This window comes from Curtobacterium sp. BRB10 (assembly GCF_031844325.1).
Taxonomy (GTDB): domain Bacteria; phylum Actinomycetota; class Actinomycetes; order Actinomycetales; family Microbacteriaceae; genus Curtobacterium; species Curtobacterium poinsettiae_A.
This window is the reverse complement of sequence record NZ_JAUZVA010000002.1, coordinates 310,983-326,705: the sequence shown is the minus strand read 5'-3', so window position 1 is coordinate 326,705 and position 15,723 is coordinate 310,983. Positions and strand designations below refer to the sequence as shown.

General features: G+C 68.5%; 15 protein-coding genes. All 15 read right to left on the bottom strand.

Translation table 11 applies throughout. From position 1 onward, the window contains the following. Positions 1–29: 29 nt before the first annotated feature. The gene (locus Q9R26_RS05395) at positions 30–1,007 is read right to left on the bottom strand and encodes a DNA topoisomerase IB (RefSeq protein ID WP_182064360.1); all 978 of its coding nucleotides are present in this window, start codon (positions 1,005–1,007) and stop codon (positions 30–32) included. Positions 1,008–1,180: 173 nt separating this feature from the next. Next, positions 1,181–2,368: an elongation factor Tu gene (gene tuf / locus Q9R26_RS05390; protein ID WP_110859497.1), complete on the bottom strand. Its 1,188-nt coding sequence runs from the start codon at positions 2,366–2,368 to the stop codon at positions 1,181–1,183. Positions 2,369–2,515: 147 nt separating this feature from the next. Beyond that, the gene (gene fusA / locus Q9R26_RS05385; protein WP_182064361.1) at positions 2,516–4,630 is read right to left on the bottom strand and encodes an elongation factor G; all 2,115 of its coding nucleotides are present in this window, start codon (positions 4,628–4,630) and stop codon (positions 2,516–2,518) included. Between the two features lie 87 nt (positions 4,631–4,717). After that, positions 4,718–5,188 (bottom strand): 30S ribosomal protein S7, encoded by a 471-nt coding sequence (gene rpsG / locus Q9R26_RS05380; protein ID WP_017885539.1) that lies wholly within the window; start codon positions 5,186–5,188, stop codon positions 4,718–4,720. A gap of 5 nt (positions 5,189–5,193) precedes the next feature. Further along, complete coding sequence (rpsL, locus tag Q9R26_RS05375; RefSeq protein ID WP_017885540.1) at positions 5,194–5,562, bottom strand: 30S ribosomal protein S12; 369 nt, start codon at positions 5,560–5,562, stop codon at positions 5,194–5,196. Between the two features lie 228 nt (positions 5,563–5,790). Then, positions 5,791–6,996, bottom strand: a complete 1,206-nt coding sequence (locus tag Q9R26_RS05370; RefSeq protein WP_311226745.1) for a hypothetical protein — start codon at positions 6,994–6,996, stop codon at positions 5,791–5,793. A 37-nt stretch (positions 6,997–7,033) separates the two neighbouring features. After that, the gene (locus Q9R26_RS05365) at positions 7,034–7,546 is read right to left on the bottom strand and encodes a DUF6121 family protein (protein WP_209134955.1); all 513 of its coding nucleotides are present in this window, start codon (positions 7,544–7,546) and stop codon (positions 7,034–7,036) included. 27 nt (positions 7,547–7,573) lie between these two features. Further along, positions 7,574–8,113 carry a hypothetical protein gene (locus tag Q9R26_RS05360; RefSeq protein ID WP_311226744.1) on the bottom strand — a complete coding sequence of 180 codons (540 nt, stop codon included), beginning with the start codon at positions 8,111–8,113 and terminating at the stop codon, positions 7,574–7,576. A 227-nt stretch (positions 8,114–8,340) separates the two neighbouring features. Next, the gene (locus Q9R26_RS05355) at positions 8,341–9,051 is read right to left on the bottom strand and encodes a hypothetical protein (RefSeq protein ID WP_259578927.1); all 711 of its coding nucleotides are present in this window, start codon (positions 9,049–9,051) and stop codon (positions 8,341–8,343) included. A gap of 1 nt (position 9,052) precedes the next feature. Continuing rightward, positions 9,053–9,829, bottom strand: coding sequence for a hypothetical protein (locus Q9R26_RS05350; RefSeq protein ID WP_311226743.1), 777 nt, complete (start codon positions 9,827–9,829; stop codon positions 9,053–9,055). After that, positions 9,826–10,878: a type IV pilus assembly protein PilM gene (gene pilM, locus Q9R26_RS05345; protein WP_182064367.1), complete on the bottom strand. Its 1,053-nt coding sequence runs from the start codon at positions 10,876–10,878 to the stop codon at positions 9,826–9,828. Before pilM ends, Q9R26_RS05350 begins: the two co-directional genes overlap by 4 nt. A 59-nt stretch (positions 10,879–10,937) precedes the next feature. Continuing rightward, positions 10,938–11,795, bottom strand: a complete 858-nt coding sequence (locus Q9R26_RS05340) for a prepilin peptidase (RefSeq protein ID WP_311226742.1) — start codon at positions 11,793–11,795, stop codon at positions 10,938–10,940. Between the two features lie 2 nt (positions 11,796–11,797). Beyond that, positions 11,798–13,690, bottom strand: a complete 1,893-nt coding sequence (locus Q9R26_RS05335) for a hypothetical protein (protein WP_311226741.1) — start codon at positions 13,688–13,690, stop codon at positions 11,798–11,800. Continuing rightward, positions 13,690–14,352 (bottom strand): type II secretion system protein J, encoded by a 663-nt coding sequence (locus Q9R26_RS05330; RefSeq protein ID WP_182064369.1) that lies wholly within the window; start codon positions 14,350–14,352, stop codon positions 13,690–13,692. The genes Q9R26_RS05335 and Q9R26_RS05330 overlap by 1 nt, the downstream gene beginning before the upstream one ends. Next, positions 14,352–15,689 carry a prepilin-type N-terminal cleavage/methylation domain-containing protein gene (locus tag Q9R26_RS05325; RefSeq protein WP_311226740.1) on the bottom strand — a complete coding sequence of 446 codons (1,338 nt, stop codon included), beginning with the start codon at positions 15,687–15,689 and terminating at the stop codon, positions 14,352–14,354. Before Q9R26_RS05325 ends, Q9R26_RS05330 begins: the two co-directional genes overlap by 1 nt. Positions 15,690–15,723 lie beyond the last annotated feature (34 nt).

Genomic DNA, 15,723 nt, shown 5'->3' with positions numbered 1-15,723 from the left:
AACGCTACGTCATCCGGACGGCCCCCGGGTCATTGTCGGTAGAGCAGCGCCCGGACCTCGGCCTCGGCGGACGCCAGGCGGTTCGGATCGATTGTCTCGCCGTGGTCGTACGCGTCGAGCAACCGGGGGTCGATGTAGCTCTGTCGGCACACCGTCGGGGTGTTGCCGAGCTCGTCGCTGGCGGCCTTCACCGCGTGCGAGACGGCCTTCTTCCGCTTGGCCTGGGACGACTGCGGGCCGGTCTTCGCCAGGTCGACGGCGGCAGCGACCGTGCCGTGCAGTGTGCGGAAGTCCTTCGCGGTGAACTCGTCCCCGGCGCGCTCCTTGACGTAGGCGTTGATGTCCTCGGCGGACAGGGGCTCCCACTCGGCGCCACGCCGTTCGCGGAACGACAGCAGTCGGGCGTTCGGTCCGCGCCGCTTCATGCCGGCGATGACGCGAGCCAGGTCGTGGTCGTGGATGGACGAGGACCACTCCTGGCCACTCTTGCCCGGGAAGTCGAGCTCGATGTCGTCACCGGACACGTGGGCGTGGGCGCAGAGCAGCGTGGACAGTCCCCGACTGCCGTGCTCGGTGGCGTACCGCTCTGACCCGACCCGGAGGGACCCCTGGTCGAGCATGCGGAACGCTGCGGCCAGCGCACGGCGGCGGTCCGGCTCGGGGCGACGGAGGTCCTGCGTGACGCCGCGGCGGGCGACCGGCAACGACTCGGCCAGTGCCAGCGCACGGTCGTACTTGATCCGGTCCATCCGCTCACGCCAGGACGGGTGGTACATGTACTGCCGGCGGCCGGCACCGTCCAGACCCGTGGCCAGGATGTGGCCGTTCGCGTACGGGGAGATCCAGACGTCGTCCCACGCCGGCGGGATCACGAACTCCTCGAGTCGACGGCGCTCGTCCGGGTCCGTCACGGTGTTGCCGTCGGGATCGCGGAACGAGAATCCGCGGCCGGAACGGACGCGGTGGTAGCCGCGACCGGAGGTCGCAGATCTGCGGAGTCGTGTCACGCGGTCGAGCCAACTCCGTGACGCCTGGGACGCGTCACGGGGCGGACAGCAGGCGCGACGCCGGCCCGGCCCCGGGCCTCCTGTCCGGCGCCCTGTACGACCCGTCAGTCGCCGGAGACGACGAAGCGGGGCCGGGCCCGAAGGCCCGACCCCGCTGTCGCAAGGAACCGGAGTTACTTGATGATCTTCTCGACCGTACCGGCGCCGACCGTACGACCACCCTCACGGATGGCGAAACGGAGGCCCTCTTCCATGGCGATCGGCTGGATCAGCTCGACCGTCATGGCGACGGTGTCACCGGGCATGACCATCTCGGTGCCCTCGGGCAGCGTGATGACGCCGGTGACGTCCGTGGTGCGGAAGTAGAACTGCGGGCGGTAGTTCGCGTAGAACGGGTTGTGACGCCCACCCTCGTCCTTGGTCAGGATGTACGCGTTCGCCTGGAACTCGGTGTGCGGCGTGACCGAACCCGGCTTCACGACGACCTGGCCGCGCTCCACGTCCTCGCGCTTGAGGCCACGGATGAGCAGACCGGTGTTGTCACCGGCGACCGCCTGGTCGAGCAGCTTGCGGAACATCTCGATGCCCGTGACGGTGGTCTTCTGCGTCGCGCGGATGCCGACGATCTCGACCTCCTCGTTCAGGTTGAGCGTGCCACGCTCGACGCGACCGGTGACGACCGTGCCACGACCGGTGATCGTGAAGACGTCCTCGATCGGCATCAGGAACGGCTGGTCGGTGGCGCGCACCGGGTCCGGCACGTGCTCGTCGACCTGGGCCATGAGGTCCTGGACCGACTTGACCCACTTCTCGTCGCCCTCGAGCGCCTTGAGCGCCGAGACCTGCACGACGGGGGCGTCCTCGTCGAACTGCTGCGAGCCGAGGAGCTCGCGGACCTCGAGCTCGACGAGCTCCAGGATCTCCTCGTCGTCCACCATGTCGGACTTGTTCAGTGCGACGACGATGTAGGGGACGCCGACCTGGCGGGCGAGCAGGACGTGCTCACGCGTCTGGGGCATCGGGCCGTCGGTGGCGGCGACCACGAGGATCGCGCCGTCCATCTGTGCCGCACCCGTGATCATGTTCTTCACGTAGTCGGCGTGACCGGGGGCGTCGACGTGCGCGTAGTGACGCTTCTCGGTCTGGTACTCGACGTGCGAGATGTTGATCGTGATGCCGCGCTGGCGCTCCTCGGGAGCGTTGTCGATCTGCGCGAAGTCACGGGCCTCGTTGAGGTCCGGGTACTGGTCGTGCAGAACCTTGGTGATCGCCGCCGTGAGCGTGGTCTTGCCGTGGTCGACGTGACCGATGGTTCCGATGTTGACGTGCGGCTTGGTGCGCTCGAACTTGGCCTTGGCCACTGTGGGTCCTCCTCAGGACTCGGAAGCGTCACCCCCGGCCGACCCTGGATGGGCTCGGGACCGTTGGTGCGCGGTGTGTGTCTGTACTTTACTTGGTGGCGAGGGGCCCGTCGCCGGGCGCCCCCGCCTGTGGAGAAGCGCTGAGCGCTACTCCCCCGCGTTCTTCGCGATGATCTCCTCGGCGACCTTGGCCGGGACCTGGCTGTAGGTCTCGAAGGTCATCGAGTAGACCGCACGACCAGAGGTCTTCGACCGCAGGTCGCCGACGTAGCCGAACATCTCGGACAGCGGCACGCTCGCGCGGACCACCTTGACGCCCGAGGCGTCCTCCATCGAGGCGATCTGGCCACGACGGGAGTTCAGGTCACCGATGACGTCGCCCATGTACTCCTCCGGAGTACGGACCTCGACGGCCATGATCGGCTCCAGGATCGCCGGACCGGCCTTGCGGGCCGCTTCCTTGTAGGCGATCGAACCGGCGATCTTGAACGCCATCTCGGACGAGTCGACGTCGTGCGCCGCACCGTCCTTGAGGATGGCCTTCACGCCGACCGTCGGGTAGCCGGCGAGGATGCCGACCTGCATGGCGTCCTGGATACCGGCGTCGACCGACGGGATGTACTCGCGCGGGACACGGCCACCGGAGGTCGCGTTGACGAACTCGTAGACCTTCTCGCTCGTGACCTCCATCGGCTCGAGCGCGATCTGCACCTTCGCGAACTGGCCGGAACCACCGGTCTGCTTCTTGTGGGTGTAGTCGTAGCGCTCGACGACCTTGGTGAGCGTCTCGCGGTAGGCCACCTGCGGCTTGCCGACGCTCGCCTCGACCTTGAACTCACGCTTCATGCGGTCGACGAGGATGTCGAGGTGGAGCTCGCCCATGCCCTTGATCGTCGTCTGACCGGTTTCGGCGTTGAGCTCGACGCGGAACGTCGGGTCCTCTTCGGCGAGCTTCTGGATGGCCGTGGAGAGCTTCTCCTGGTCGGCCTTCGTGTTCGGCTCGATGGCGACCTCGATGACCGGCTCCGGGAACGTCATCGATTCGAGGACGACCTGGTTGGTCGGGTCGCACAGGGTGTCACCGGTGGTGGTGTCCTTGAGGCCGATGACCGCGTAGATGTGGCCAGCGGTCACGTTGTCGACCGGGTTCTCCTTGTTGGAGTGCATCTGGAAGATCTTGCCGATGCGCTCCTTCTTGCCCTTGGTCGAGTTGATGACCTGGGCACCGGACTCGATCGAGCCGGAGTACACGCGGACGTACGTGAGACGACCGAAGAAGGGGTGCACCGCGACCTTGAACGCGAGGGCCGAGAACGGCTCGGTCGCGTCGGGCTTGCGGATGATCTCCTTCTCCTCGTCCTTGACGTCGTGACCGATCATCGGCGGCACGTCGAGCGGGGACGGGAGGTAGTCGATGACGGCGTCGAGCATCGGCTGGACACCGCGGTTCTTGAAGGCCGAGCCGCAGAGGACGGGGTAGACCTCGGAAGCGATCGTCAGCTTGCGGATCGCAGCCTTGATCTCGTCCTTGGTCAGCTCCTCGCCACCGAAGTACTTCTCGAGCAGGGCGTCGTCGGTCTCGGCGACGCGCTCGATCAGCTTGCCGCGGTACTCCTCGGCGCGCTCCTTGAGGTCCGCGGGGATCTCCTGCACCTCGTACTGGGCGCCCATGGTGACGTCACCCTTGGCATCGCCCGGCCACACCTTGGCGTGCATCTCGATCAGGTCGACGATCCCGACGAAGTCGTTCTCGGCGCCGATCGGGAGCTGGAGCACGAGGGGCTCCGCGCCGAGGCGGTTGATGATGGTGTCGACGGTGAAGTAGAAGTCGGCGCCCAGCTTGTCCATCTTGTTGACGAAGCAGATACGCGGCACGTCGTACTTGTCGGCCTGACGCCAGACGGTCTCGGACTGGGGCTCGACGCCCTCCTTGCCGTCGAAGACGGCGACGGCACCGTCGAGGACGCGGAGCGAGCGCTCCACCTCGACCGTGAAGTCCACGTGACCGGGGGTGTCGATGATGTTGATCTGGTTGTTGTCCCAGAAACAGGTCGTCGCGGCCGACGTGATCGTGATGCCGCGCTCCTGCTCCTGCGCCATCCAGTCCATCGTGGCAGCGCCGTCGTGGACCTCACCGATCTTGTGCGTGATGCCCGTGTAGAACAGGATGCGCTCGGTCGTCGTGGTCTTGCCGGCATCGATGTGCGCCATGATGCCGATGTTGCGGACCTTGTTCAGGTCGGTGAGCACGTCCTGTGCCACAGGGTTCCTCCGGAAGAGTTGTAGGAGAGGTTGGCGGCCGTCCGGGCGCCGGGGTTCTTGACCACCGGCACCCGGACGGTGCCGGGACTACCAGCGGTAGTGGGCGAAGGCCTTGTTCGACTCGGCCATCTTGTGCGTGTCCTCGCGGCGCTTGACCGCGGCACCGAGACCGTTCGACGCGTCGAGGATCTCGTTCATGAGACGCTCGGTCATCGTCTTCTCGCGACGGGCCTTGGCGTACGAGGTGAGCCAACGGAGCGCGAGGGTGTTCGCGCGGTGCGGCTTGACCTCGACCGGGACCTGGTAGGTCGAGCCACCGACGCGGCGGCTGCGGACCTCGAGGGTCGGACGAACGTTGTCGAGCGCCTTCTTCAGCGTCACGACGGCGTCCTGCTGGTTCTTGGCGGAAACGCCCTCGAGTGCACCGTAGACGATGCGCTCGGCGAGGCCCTTCTTGCCGTCGAGCAGGATCTTGTTGACGAGCTGGCTGACGATCGGCGCACCGTAGACCGGGTCGGCGACGACGGGACGCTTGGGGGCGGGACCCTTACGAGGCATCTAACTCAACCCTTCTTCGCGCCGTAGCGGCTACGAGCCTGCTTACGGTTCTTGACTGCCTGGGTGTCCAGGGCGCCACGGATGATCTTGTACCGCACACCCGGGAGGTCCTTCACACGACCGCCGCGGACGAGCACCATCGAGTGCTCCTGGAGGTTGTGGCCCTCACCGGGGATGTAGGCCGTGACCTCGGTGCCGTTCGAGAGCTTGACACGAGCGACCTTGCGCAGTGCCGAGTTCGGCTTCTTGGGGGTGGTGGTGTAGACGCGGGTGCACACACCACGCTGCTGGGGGTTCGCCTTCAGGGCGGGCGCCTTGGTCTTGGTGACCTTCGGCGTACGACCCTTGCGAACCAGCTGCTGAATAGTAGGCAACTGTTCTCCTGGTTCTTCGCTCGTGCTCTCTGGCCGGCGCGTTCCGCCGGCTTCCTCGTCCCACGCTGAGCACCGCCGGACGGCGGGTGTTCGAGTGGGGGACGGAGTGGTCCGGCTGGGCGATCCCGCTCGCCGGACTTTTCGGGCGCGCCCGAGGGCGCACACCCGGTAGAGACTACCCGCGTGACGGGACGAAATCAATCCGGGTCACCCCGGGAACCGACACCGTCATGAGCCGGTGTCGGACGACCCGTTGCCCACCGCCGAGCGGAACGTGGCACCGTCGCTCGAGAAGCCCGTGACGTACCCGCTCGCGTTCACGCTGAGCGGCCCCGCGGAGGCCGTCCCGGTGCCGGCAGCACCCGAGATGTCGGCCGTGTACTTCGCCCGGCCGGGCGTCGTCGTCGTGATCAACCAGCCGTTCGTCGTCCGGCTGCCGACCCGGACCGTCGGCCGGGTCTCGAGCGTCCACTTCTGGTTCGAGTACGTGTACGCGGGGTTCTGGCCGTACGCGTAGAAGCTGCACCCGGCGGGGGCGGCGTCCGTGGAGGCGATGCAGCCGTCCACCCAGTCGTCCACCGCCCGCTTGGCAGCCTGCTGCCCGGCGGTGGTCAGGGTCGTGGTCATCTGCACCGGTGTCGAGGTCGAGCGACCGAACCCGCTGACGCTCGCCGATCCCCCACGGGCCTTGGTCCACTCGTCGCCGTCGAAGGCGACGTCGTACGTGCCGGGCAGGGCGCGGAGGCTCACCGTCCCGTCCTTCGCGGTCTGCACGTCCCGGCCGGCGACGGTGACCGCCGCACCGGACGGCCCCCGCACGGCGACGGCGACCGCTCCCAGCTCGGGGGCCTGCAGCTCCCAGATCGGGAACACGCCCCAGTCCGTCCCGGTCTTGTCCAGCGTGAAGGTCGCGGCGACGTCCTGCCCGCCCTGGCGCAGGTACGCACGGACCGTCGCGGTGTCGCCGTCCGTCCGCGTCGCGGCGACGCGGTAGCCGGTGACCTTGTCCGATGCCTTCGCGTAGGCGGCTTCGCCGAGCAGCACGTCGGTCTTCTCGCGTTCGATGCCCGCGTCGTCGAGGGCGTCGGCCACGCGTCCGGCCGTCAGGTCGTCGAGGAACGCCCGCACCGGGCGGTCAGCAGCGTGCGAGGAGGAACCGATCGAGTACCCGACGACCCCGGCGACGAGCAACAGGACCACCGCGGTGCCGCCCGAGACGATGGCGATGAGCTGACCGCGGCGGAGCTTCCGGCGAGGACGCTGCGGCACCGGTCCGGCCATCCCGGGGAACCCGGGGGCTCCTGCGACGGATCCCGGGCCGAGTGCCTGCCCCCCTGCCGCGGACGCTCCGTCGGTGCCACGGATCGAGTCCACCGGCGGGACGGCGCCCCAACCGCCCTGCTGGCCCGGATCCTGCGCTTGCTGGTCGCTCATCGTTCCCCCGTTGCGTGTGCGTCGTGCCCTGCGAACACTACCGTCCGGCGGGTTCCTCGCCCGCGTTCGTCCGGTCGTGCCCGGAGCGCTCGTCAGGCCCGTCCAGACGCGTCGCGGCAGCGCCCGAGCCACCGGCGGTCCGCGCCTGGTGTCGGGCCATCGAGATCCCGCCGAGCACCGACAGGAGCGCCACCACGACGGATCCGACCACGAACGGCCCGAGGGCGTACCCCGCGGGGAAGACCAGGAGTTCCGTCGCGTCCGATCGGACGAGCGCGTAGCCCACGGCCCCGACGCCGAGCATGACCAGGTAGACCGTCGCAGCGGCCACGAGGGCCGTCACGCCGGGGTTGCCGTCACGCGCACCCGCCACGGTCGCGAGGAAGACCACCACCGCGGCGCCGACCACCATCGCGGGCCCGAGGTACGGGGTGGCGTCGGGCTGCGAGATGACCTCGACGTCGGCGAGCAGGGCTTCGAAGCCCGTGACGGCGATCACGAGCGCGATGAAGAGGACCGACGTCATCGTCGCGATCAACCACCGGGACATGCGCCGATCGTATCGCCGACCGACCGGTCAGCGAGCGGGTTCGGCCTGGTCCGTGTCGTCGGCGTGCTCGTGGCGGACCGCCCGGTCGGACTGCTCCTGCGCTGCGGCGACCAGGGCGAGCGCGATCGTCGCCGTGATGATGGGGACGGTCTCCGTCATGGGGGCCGGCGCCTCCGGCACCGCGGCGGGTGCGGCATCCGGCATCGTCTCGTCCGTCGCGTCCGTCTGGTCGTCGGACTGGAGGCCCGTGGCGGCGTCCGCCTCGGCGGTGTCCTCCGGCTCGTGGTCGCGCAGCGCCGGGCCGATGACCGGCAGGACCCCGGTGGTCGCGGCCGGTTCAGCGTGCAGCACCGGCGGCTCGGTTGACACGGATCCGTCGCGCTTCGCCGCGCGACGTGCTCGGCCCATCTTCACCAGGACCACGACGGCGACGATCGCCCAGATCCCGTTGACGATCGTCGAGGGGACGGCGTGGTGAGCGGCGACGTTGATCGCCACCGCGAGGCCGCCGACCAGGTTGAACAGCTGGTACAGCGGACCGTTCGGGATCTTGCCGGTGGAGAACAAGATGTAACCGGCCAGAACGGTTACGGCACCGAACCAGCCCAGGAATTCCACGATTCCGTCCAACACGCGCGACTCCGGGCACGACGAGGAACGGCCGATTGGAGCCGACCGTTCGAGAGGGGATGAGCAGCCGCGATCACGGCGTCTGGTGCATCGTAATCACAACGACGGGTGTCGCGGAAGTGGGGTCGGCGTGGCGCGGCCGACCCCAGTCCGTGGGGGTCCGGTCAGCCCTTCGCAGCGGTGTCCGACTCGGCGGTCAGGACGTACACGTAGCCACCGAACGTCCACGTCGTCGCAGCCGCTGCGGCGGGGTCGGTCGAGTCCTGCGAAACGGAGGAGGACACCGTGGTGACGAGGAAGAGTCGAGCGCCGTCCTGCAGGCCCCCGACGAAGGACAGGGCCTGGTCGAACGACCCGTCAACGGACACGGAGACGGGGATGGCCGAGAAGTTCGCGGCCGAGATCGCCGGGTCGGTCACCGGCGCCGTCGCGGAGCCGGTGGGCGTGGCGGTCGGCTCGGGCGTCGCCTCGTCGGTCGCGGATGCCGACGGGTCCTCGGTGCCTGCTGCCGTCGTGGCCGGGACGGGCGCGGTGTAGGCCACAGCGTCCGAGGTGGTGATGGCGGAGACCTTCACGCCCGCCCGGGCTGCGACGCTGTCCACGGCACCGTAGAAGGAGGACATGTTCGCACTCGACGGCACCGAGGCGCTGAGCTCCGCGAGTTCCGCCTTCATCGCCGGCAGGGACTTCGCGCGGTCCTTGAGCCGGGCGAGTTCCGCCGCCGTCGTCCGGTTCGTCGCGTCCACCGACACCTGGTCGGTGCGGTCGCTCGCGGCCTGGGCGAGATGTGGCTGCACGCCGAGGAAGAACCCCGCGAGCGCCACCACGACCATCGCGACGACGGCGAGGAGCATGTTGAGTCGGTTGCGGGTCATCTCACTCGCCCTTGTCCTGGTACTTGCCGTCGAAGGCGGCCTGGTCGACGTGGATCGTCATGTTCACCGTGTACGTGCCGGTCGTCGGGTCGAGCGTGACCGAGTTCGCGGTCGCGTCGACGAAGCCCTTGAGCCCCTTGACGGCATCGAGCCACGACGGGACGGACGGCAGCGTCGGGCTCTGCGCGTCGATGGTCAGGGTCGCGACACGCTGCCCCTGGAGCGGGGTGTCGGCCTGCGCGTACGTCTCCAGCGGCGTGGCAGAGTCGATTGCGACGCCGGTGATCTCGACGCCAGCCGGGAGCGACGCCTTCAGCGAAGCGAGGTACGGCTGCCAGGCGATCTCCGTGGCCCCGCCGACCGACTGCGCGGCTTCACGCAGCGCAGTACCGGCCTCCGTGTCCCGGACCTCGCGGTAGTTCGCCTGCTGCTGCAGGAGCGACAGGGTCTCGTCCTGCGCGTGGGTCAGGTCGTCGTGGGCCTGGCTGGACAGGAGACTGGCTCCGGCGGTCGCGATCCCCACCACGATCGCCACGAGGACGACGCCCGCCCACATCCGACGGACGACACGGCTGCTGCGTCGATCGGCGAGGACCTCGGTGGGCAGGAGGTCGACGCTGGGGCGGCCCCCGACGACGATCTCGCTCGGCGTGCTCCGACGCTGGCGTTTGACGCGCTCCGCGGTCTCGACGGCGACCCGCAGGGCCGGGTCGGGCGCTGCTCCTCGACGGCGACTCCGTCCAGAACGCGAGGGCTTCGACTTGGTCGACTGACTCATGCTGCCTTCCCTCCCACGGCGAGTCCCCATGCCACCGCGATCGATGCGCCGTGGGCGTGCAGGTCCTCGACCCGGATGGACTTCGCGAGCGCGACGTTGGCGAACGGCGCTCCGAACCGGACGGGCGTCCGGGTGAACTCCGAGAGCGCTGCGGAGAAACCGGGGAGCGCAGCTGCAGCGCCGCAGAGCAGGATCTCGTCGACGGGCTCGGCGGGGTGTGTGTTGACGAAGTAGTTGACGGTGTTGCGGAGACTCGAGAGCAGTTCGCCCATCGTCTCGCGGACCGCCGCGACCGCGAGCGCGTCGTCGCCGGTCCGTGCCCGCTCCGGATCCATGCCCAGGTGGCGCTTGACGGCTTCGGCCGCTCCCTCGTCGATCGTCAGCCGACCGGCGAGGAGCCGCGTGATGTCGTCGCCGCCGGTCGGCACGATGCGGACGAACTTCGGGACGCCGTCGGTGACGATGACGACGGTCGTCGTGTTGCCGCCGCACTCGACGATGGCCACGGTGCCCGGCCTGTTCGCGGGCGCCAGGACACGTGCCAGGGCGAACGGGATGAGGTCGACACCGACCGGCTTCAGGCCGGCGTTCTGGACCGCACGGACGTTGGCGAGCACGGCGTCCTTCACCGCGGCGACGAGGAGACCGCTCACGGTGGGGCCGTTCTCGCCCATCTCCTCGCTGGTCGGGTAGAAGTCGAGGATCGCGTCGACCACGGGCACCGGGAGCATGTCCTGCACCTGGAAGGGCAGTGATTCGCGGATCTGCGCGATGGGCGCCTTCGGGACCGTCAGGTCGCGCGACAACACCCGCTGGTTGCCCATCCCGAGCACGACGTCCTTCGAGCGGAAGCGCCCGAGCGACCAGAGCTGTCGGAGCGCACCCGCGACCGTGTTCGGCTCGAGCACCTCCCCCTGCTTCGTCGCGCCCGGGGGCACGGGGACCTCGGCGAACCGCAGGATCGTCGGTCTCGGCTTGTCGGCGTCCTGGACCTCGACGGCACGGATCGCGGCGGCGCCGATGTCGACGCCCACGATGCTCTTCGACATGGGTGGTCCTTCCGTGACCGTCTTCGGGTCGGTCTGGTGGGTCAGCGCGTGACGACGCGTCAGGCGAGTCCGAGGAGGCGCAGGTAGCCGTCCCATGCGGGGGCACCGACGGCGATGCCGAGCCACGCACCCGCGAGCATCCAGGGGCCGAACGGGATCCCGCTGCCACGGCCCGCCCGGCGCACGACCAGGAGGACGACTGCGAAGGTACCTCCGAGCAGGAACGCCGCGAAAGAACCCACTGCGAGGGGTCCCCATCCGAGGTACGCCAGCACGAGACCGAGCACGCCGGCGAGCTTGACGTCCCCGAGCCCCATCCCGCCGGGGACCGCCAGCGCGAGCACGAGGTAGACGCCGCCGAGGACGACCAGACCGATGAGCCCCCGGAGCGCGGCACCCCAGTCGCCGGACACCGCCGACGCAGCCAGCAGGAGCACGGGCAGCACGACGTAGGCCGGCAGCACGATCCGGTTCGGCAACGTGTGGGTGTCGAGGTCGATGAGCGCCAACGAGATGCTGATCGCCATCAGGTACAGGAGGGCGACGAGCAGGAGCGCGGCGTGGATCGCTCCGGAGACGCCGTCGGGTGCCGCCAACGGCGACCACGGTGCGAGAACCGAGAGCAACGTCACCGCGACGAACAGGAGGCCCGTGGCGGCTTCGACGAGCGGGTACCGGGCCGAGATGGGCGCGCCACAGTCACGGCACCGGGCGCGCAGGACGAGCCAGGAGACCACGGGCACGTTGTCGCGACGACGGATCTCGTGGCCGCACCCGGGGCAGGAGCTGGCCGGCACGGCGACGGACATGCCCGCGGGCACCCGGTGGACGACGACGTTCAGGAACGACCCGATCGCGAGACCGAGCACACCGACCAGCGCGGCGACGAGGGGCGCCACAGCGGCGAAGGAAGGCACGGTCACTTCCCCGTCGGGGTGCCGTCGGGGCGGAACGCCGTGGCCGACTCGGTCTCGGTCGTCACGCCGTACGTCGTCGACACGGGCTGCAGGAACTTCGGCGGGGCCGAGGTCTTCAGCCTGGTGTCGTACGCGTACGCCTTCGCGTAGCCGGTGAGGTACGAACCGTACGAGGTCCGCACCGAGCCGCGGAACTGCTGCGCGATCGAACCGTAGATCGTCAGGATCCCCAGGTTCGACCCGAATGCGCTGTTCTGCACGTTGAAGGTGCCGAGGTTGCTCGCGATGGCGGCATCGATCTCGATGTTCCGGGTCGGGGCGAGGTTGGTGGACGAACCCGACGAAGTGGAGCACGTGCTGCTCGTCCCGGAGGAGCACGAGATGGGGTTGTAGACGGACACTGCTCGCTGCCCCACGAGGCCGAGCATGTCGTCCGAGCCACGCCCGTTCTGGTAGACGATGCTCCCGGTCACGTAGACGAAGTTCTCGGCGGCCAGGGTCATCTGCCCTCCGAACGAACCCGACACGAAGACGTCGCCGTTCCGGCATCCGTAGTACCCGGAGTCACCGAGGCTGCCGGTGAACTCGTTGCTCTTCGGGTAGCCGAGTCCGTTCCCGTAGTCAGAGGTGGTCCTGCCGCTGGCGTCCTTCACGTTCTGCTGGCAGTAGACCGGCGAACCGGCGTTCACCGTCCCGTTCACGGTTCCGCCCGGGGGCGGTGTCGTGTTGGGCGCCCAGTAGTTGGGGTCTCCGCTTGCGCTCGGGACCGTCTGCACGAAGACCAGGTTCGACGGCAGGGTCGGGATGACCGCTCCCGCACCGCTCAGCGCCGAGACCGATCCACAGAGTGCGTCGTTCGTGCTGCCGCTGGTGATCGTGCCGTTCGCGGCGCCGGAGACCTGCGTCTTCTTCGTCCACGGTGAGACGACGCGCATCTTGCCGCCGGACAGGAAGGTGATCGACGTCGGCCCGGTGTAGATGCAGCCGGGCTTCGCGACCTTGTCGGGGATGTCCGTCCGTGCCTCCTGCTTCATGTTCGCGTTCGTGCTCGGCATCGGGAGGGTGCCCCTGTTCTGGATCCGACCGCCGTTGAACTTCGTCGAGGTCCGGCACGACGAGTCGACCTTCGTCTCCTTGCTCGTGTAGAAGAAGTCGGCTGCTCCGGTGTCGTACACGGCCTGGTTGAACGTCGCACCGCAGGCGGTGATGACGTCGTTCGTCCGGACGGGGCCGTCGAGCGTGTCACCCGCTCCGAACTGCACCGCGTCGCAGCTGGTGTAGTAGTTCCAGTTGCTGTCGTTGCGGTGCGCCGAGGTGCACCGCGTCGTCGTCGCAGCGCCCGTCGACGTCGTCGCGGTCTCCCCGGTGAGGTTGGGGTCCTGTGACTCGTAGTTCGTGAACCACAGGTAGTTCACGAAGCCGTCACCGCGCAGGTCGACGACGAGCGTCCGGGTCGCGTCGCCCGCCTTGCCGGTGACACGGAGACGGACCTTGCCGGTGTTCGCGTAGGCGGAGTTGTCGACCTCGTACCGGTAGAACTGGTCGGTGCTCCCCACGACCGGCGCCCAGGTCCCGCCCACGGTCGTACCGAAGGCCTTGTTCACGGTGTCCGGGGAGTACGTGCTCTCACCCGAGAACGGGGTCCGCACCCCGTACCTCACGTACGCGTTGTCCGCCGCGAGACGTCCCTGGTAGTCCGACAGGCCGGCGTACGCCGCAGCCATCGCCTTGTTGTAGTCGTCGTCGTTCGACGCCTTCGTCGCGCCGCTCGTCGCGGTCGCGACCACCAGCGAGAGCACGATCATGAGCACCGCGCCGAGGCCGATGACCGCGGCGAGCGCCACGCCACGTTCGTCGTCACGGCTGCGGAGGGCACGGACAAGTCGGATGAGCATCATGACTCCGTCGCTGCGCCGTAGTCGAGGTTGCGCAGGTTGATGTTCGCTTGGAAGGTGGTGTCGTTCGCGGTCGTCCCCGTCGCGGATCCGACCGTGAGGGCCACGTCGACCGATCGGATCGAGTCGAGGGTTGCGGCTGTCGGGGTGACGACGCCACCGGCGGCGTTCCGGTAGCTGAACAGCGGGCTGGTGCCGGCGCTCGTCCGGATGACGTCGGCCAGCACGATGGTCTTCGTCGTGCCGGTGAACGTGCAGTACCCGTTCGCCGGGCAGTCGCCGCGCTGGAGCTGCATGCGGAGCTTCGTGCCCTGCGTGTCGATCGTGACCTTGGTGAGCCCGGCCCGGGACGTCGAGAGGTCGACGCCGGAGTAGAACCGCATGCTCGTCGCCGTCGCACTCTCGAACGCCGCCAGGTTCGTCGTCTTCGTCAGCTGCACGCGGGACGCTTCACGCAGGTACCGGCTCACCTGCGTCATGGAGGTCGTGCCCTGCCGCGTGCTGTCGTTGACCGACGAGACCGTCCGCTGGGCCTTGATCATCGAGACGAAGAAGCTCCCGACCAACGTGAGCAGCAGTGACGTGACGAGCATCGCCACGAGGAGCTCGACGAGCGTGATGCCTCGTTGCTCCGAGTGGAGACGACGGATGATCGCCCGCATCAGCTGGCCGGCCTGGGATCGACCATCACGGCACCACTCCGGACGGCGCCGTTCGTGACCATCGCGGCGTTCTCGTTCGTGAGGGCGAGGGCGTTCGTCGTGGATCCGGCCGTGTCCCCGGAGTAGATCTTCCAGGTCCCCCACGGCAACGCGATCGACGCAGTGCCCGCTGCGAGCTTCGGGAACTGCAGGGTCATCCCTGCGGCACAACCCGGGTCGCCGTTCACGGGCGTCGTCGTCTTCGCGGTCAGGAACTTGCCCGCCGTCAGACCTGAGAGCTTGACCGCCCCCATCTGCACGGTGATCGGCGCCTTGTTGTTCAAGGGCTCCGAGGGTGTCCCGACCTTCGACTTCGCATTCGGGGTCGTCCAGGACCCCGGCTCCGGGCTGAGACAGGTCGATGACGAGGTACCCGACGCGTCGACGACGTACGACCCGGCGACCACCCGGTAGCTCCCGTACGGGAACAGCGACGCCGACCCGGCGGTGTTCAGCAGTTGGGTGGTGCCGGAGGTCGGGTTGATGAGCGTCGTCGGCATGTTGGTCGGGAGCATCGCGCCCACGTCCGGGGTGGAGGCGTACGTGAACGTGTACTTCGCTGCCACGTCGAAGCTGAACGCTGCAGCCCCGGAGGCGCCCGCAGCGACGGTGATCGTCTGCGATGACGGGCTCACCTGCTGGTTCGAGTCGACGTAGCCGCTCCGAGCGATCTTCACCGAGTACGTGCCGGGATCGACTCCGGACACGTAGGTGCACCCCTCGTCATCGGTTGCGGGCATGGTGACCCCGTCGGGGCCGGTGACCGTCGGGATGATACCGGAGACCCCGACGCCGTTCGCGTTCGTGACCCCGATCAGGATCGAACCCGTGCTGTCCGAGTTGATGTTCGTCAGCGGAGCGATGGCGCTCGACATGGTGACTTGCTGCGAGCCGGACGACGATGCACTCGTCTTCCAGCTGACCGTGACGGTGACGGCTTTGTAGGACAGCACGCCTTCGCCGGTGCCGCAGGCCGTCGCGCTTCCCGAGGACCGGGTCCACGACACCTTGCGCGTGAGGGCGAACGTCTGGTTACCGACCTTCGGCGAATCGGTACCGCTCTTGATGTCGAAGATGCTCGGGAGGTCGCGGAGGCCGTCGATGTCCTCCATCGCGATCGTCGAGGCGACCTCTCGAGCACGGGTGTCCTTCGAGAGCACGAGAGAAGCGGTGATGCCGGCTGCGATGCCGGCAGCGATCAGGGCGAAGATCGTCATCGCGACCATCACCTCGATGATCGTGAAGCCGTCCTCGTTGTCCCGTGCGGAACGCAGTCGCTCGGCGATGCGCGAGATCATGTCGTCCCTTCTGGATGGAGTGGTCGTTCGGATG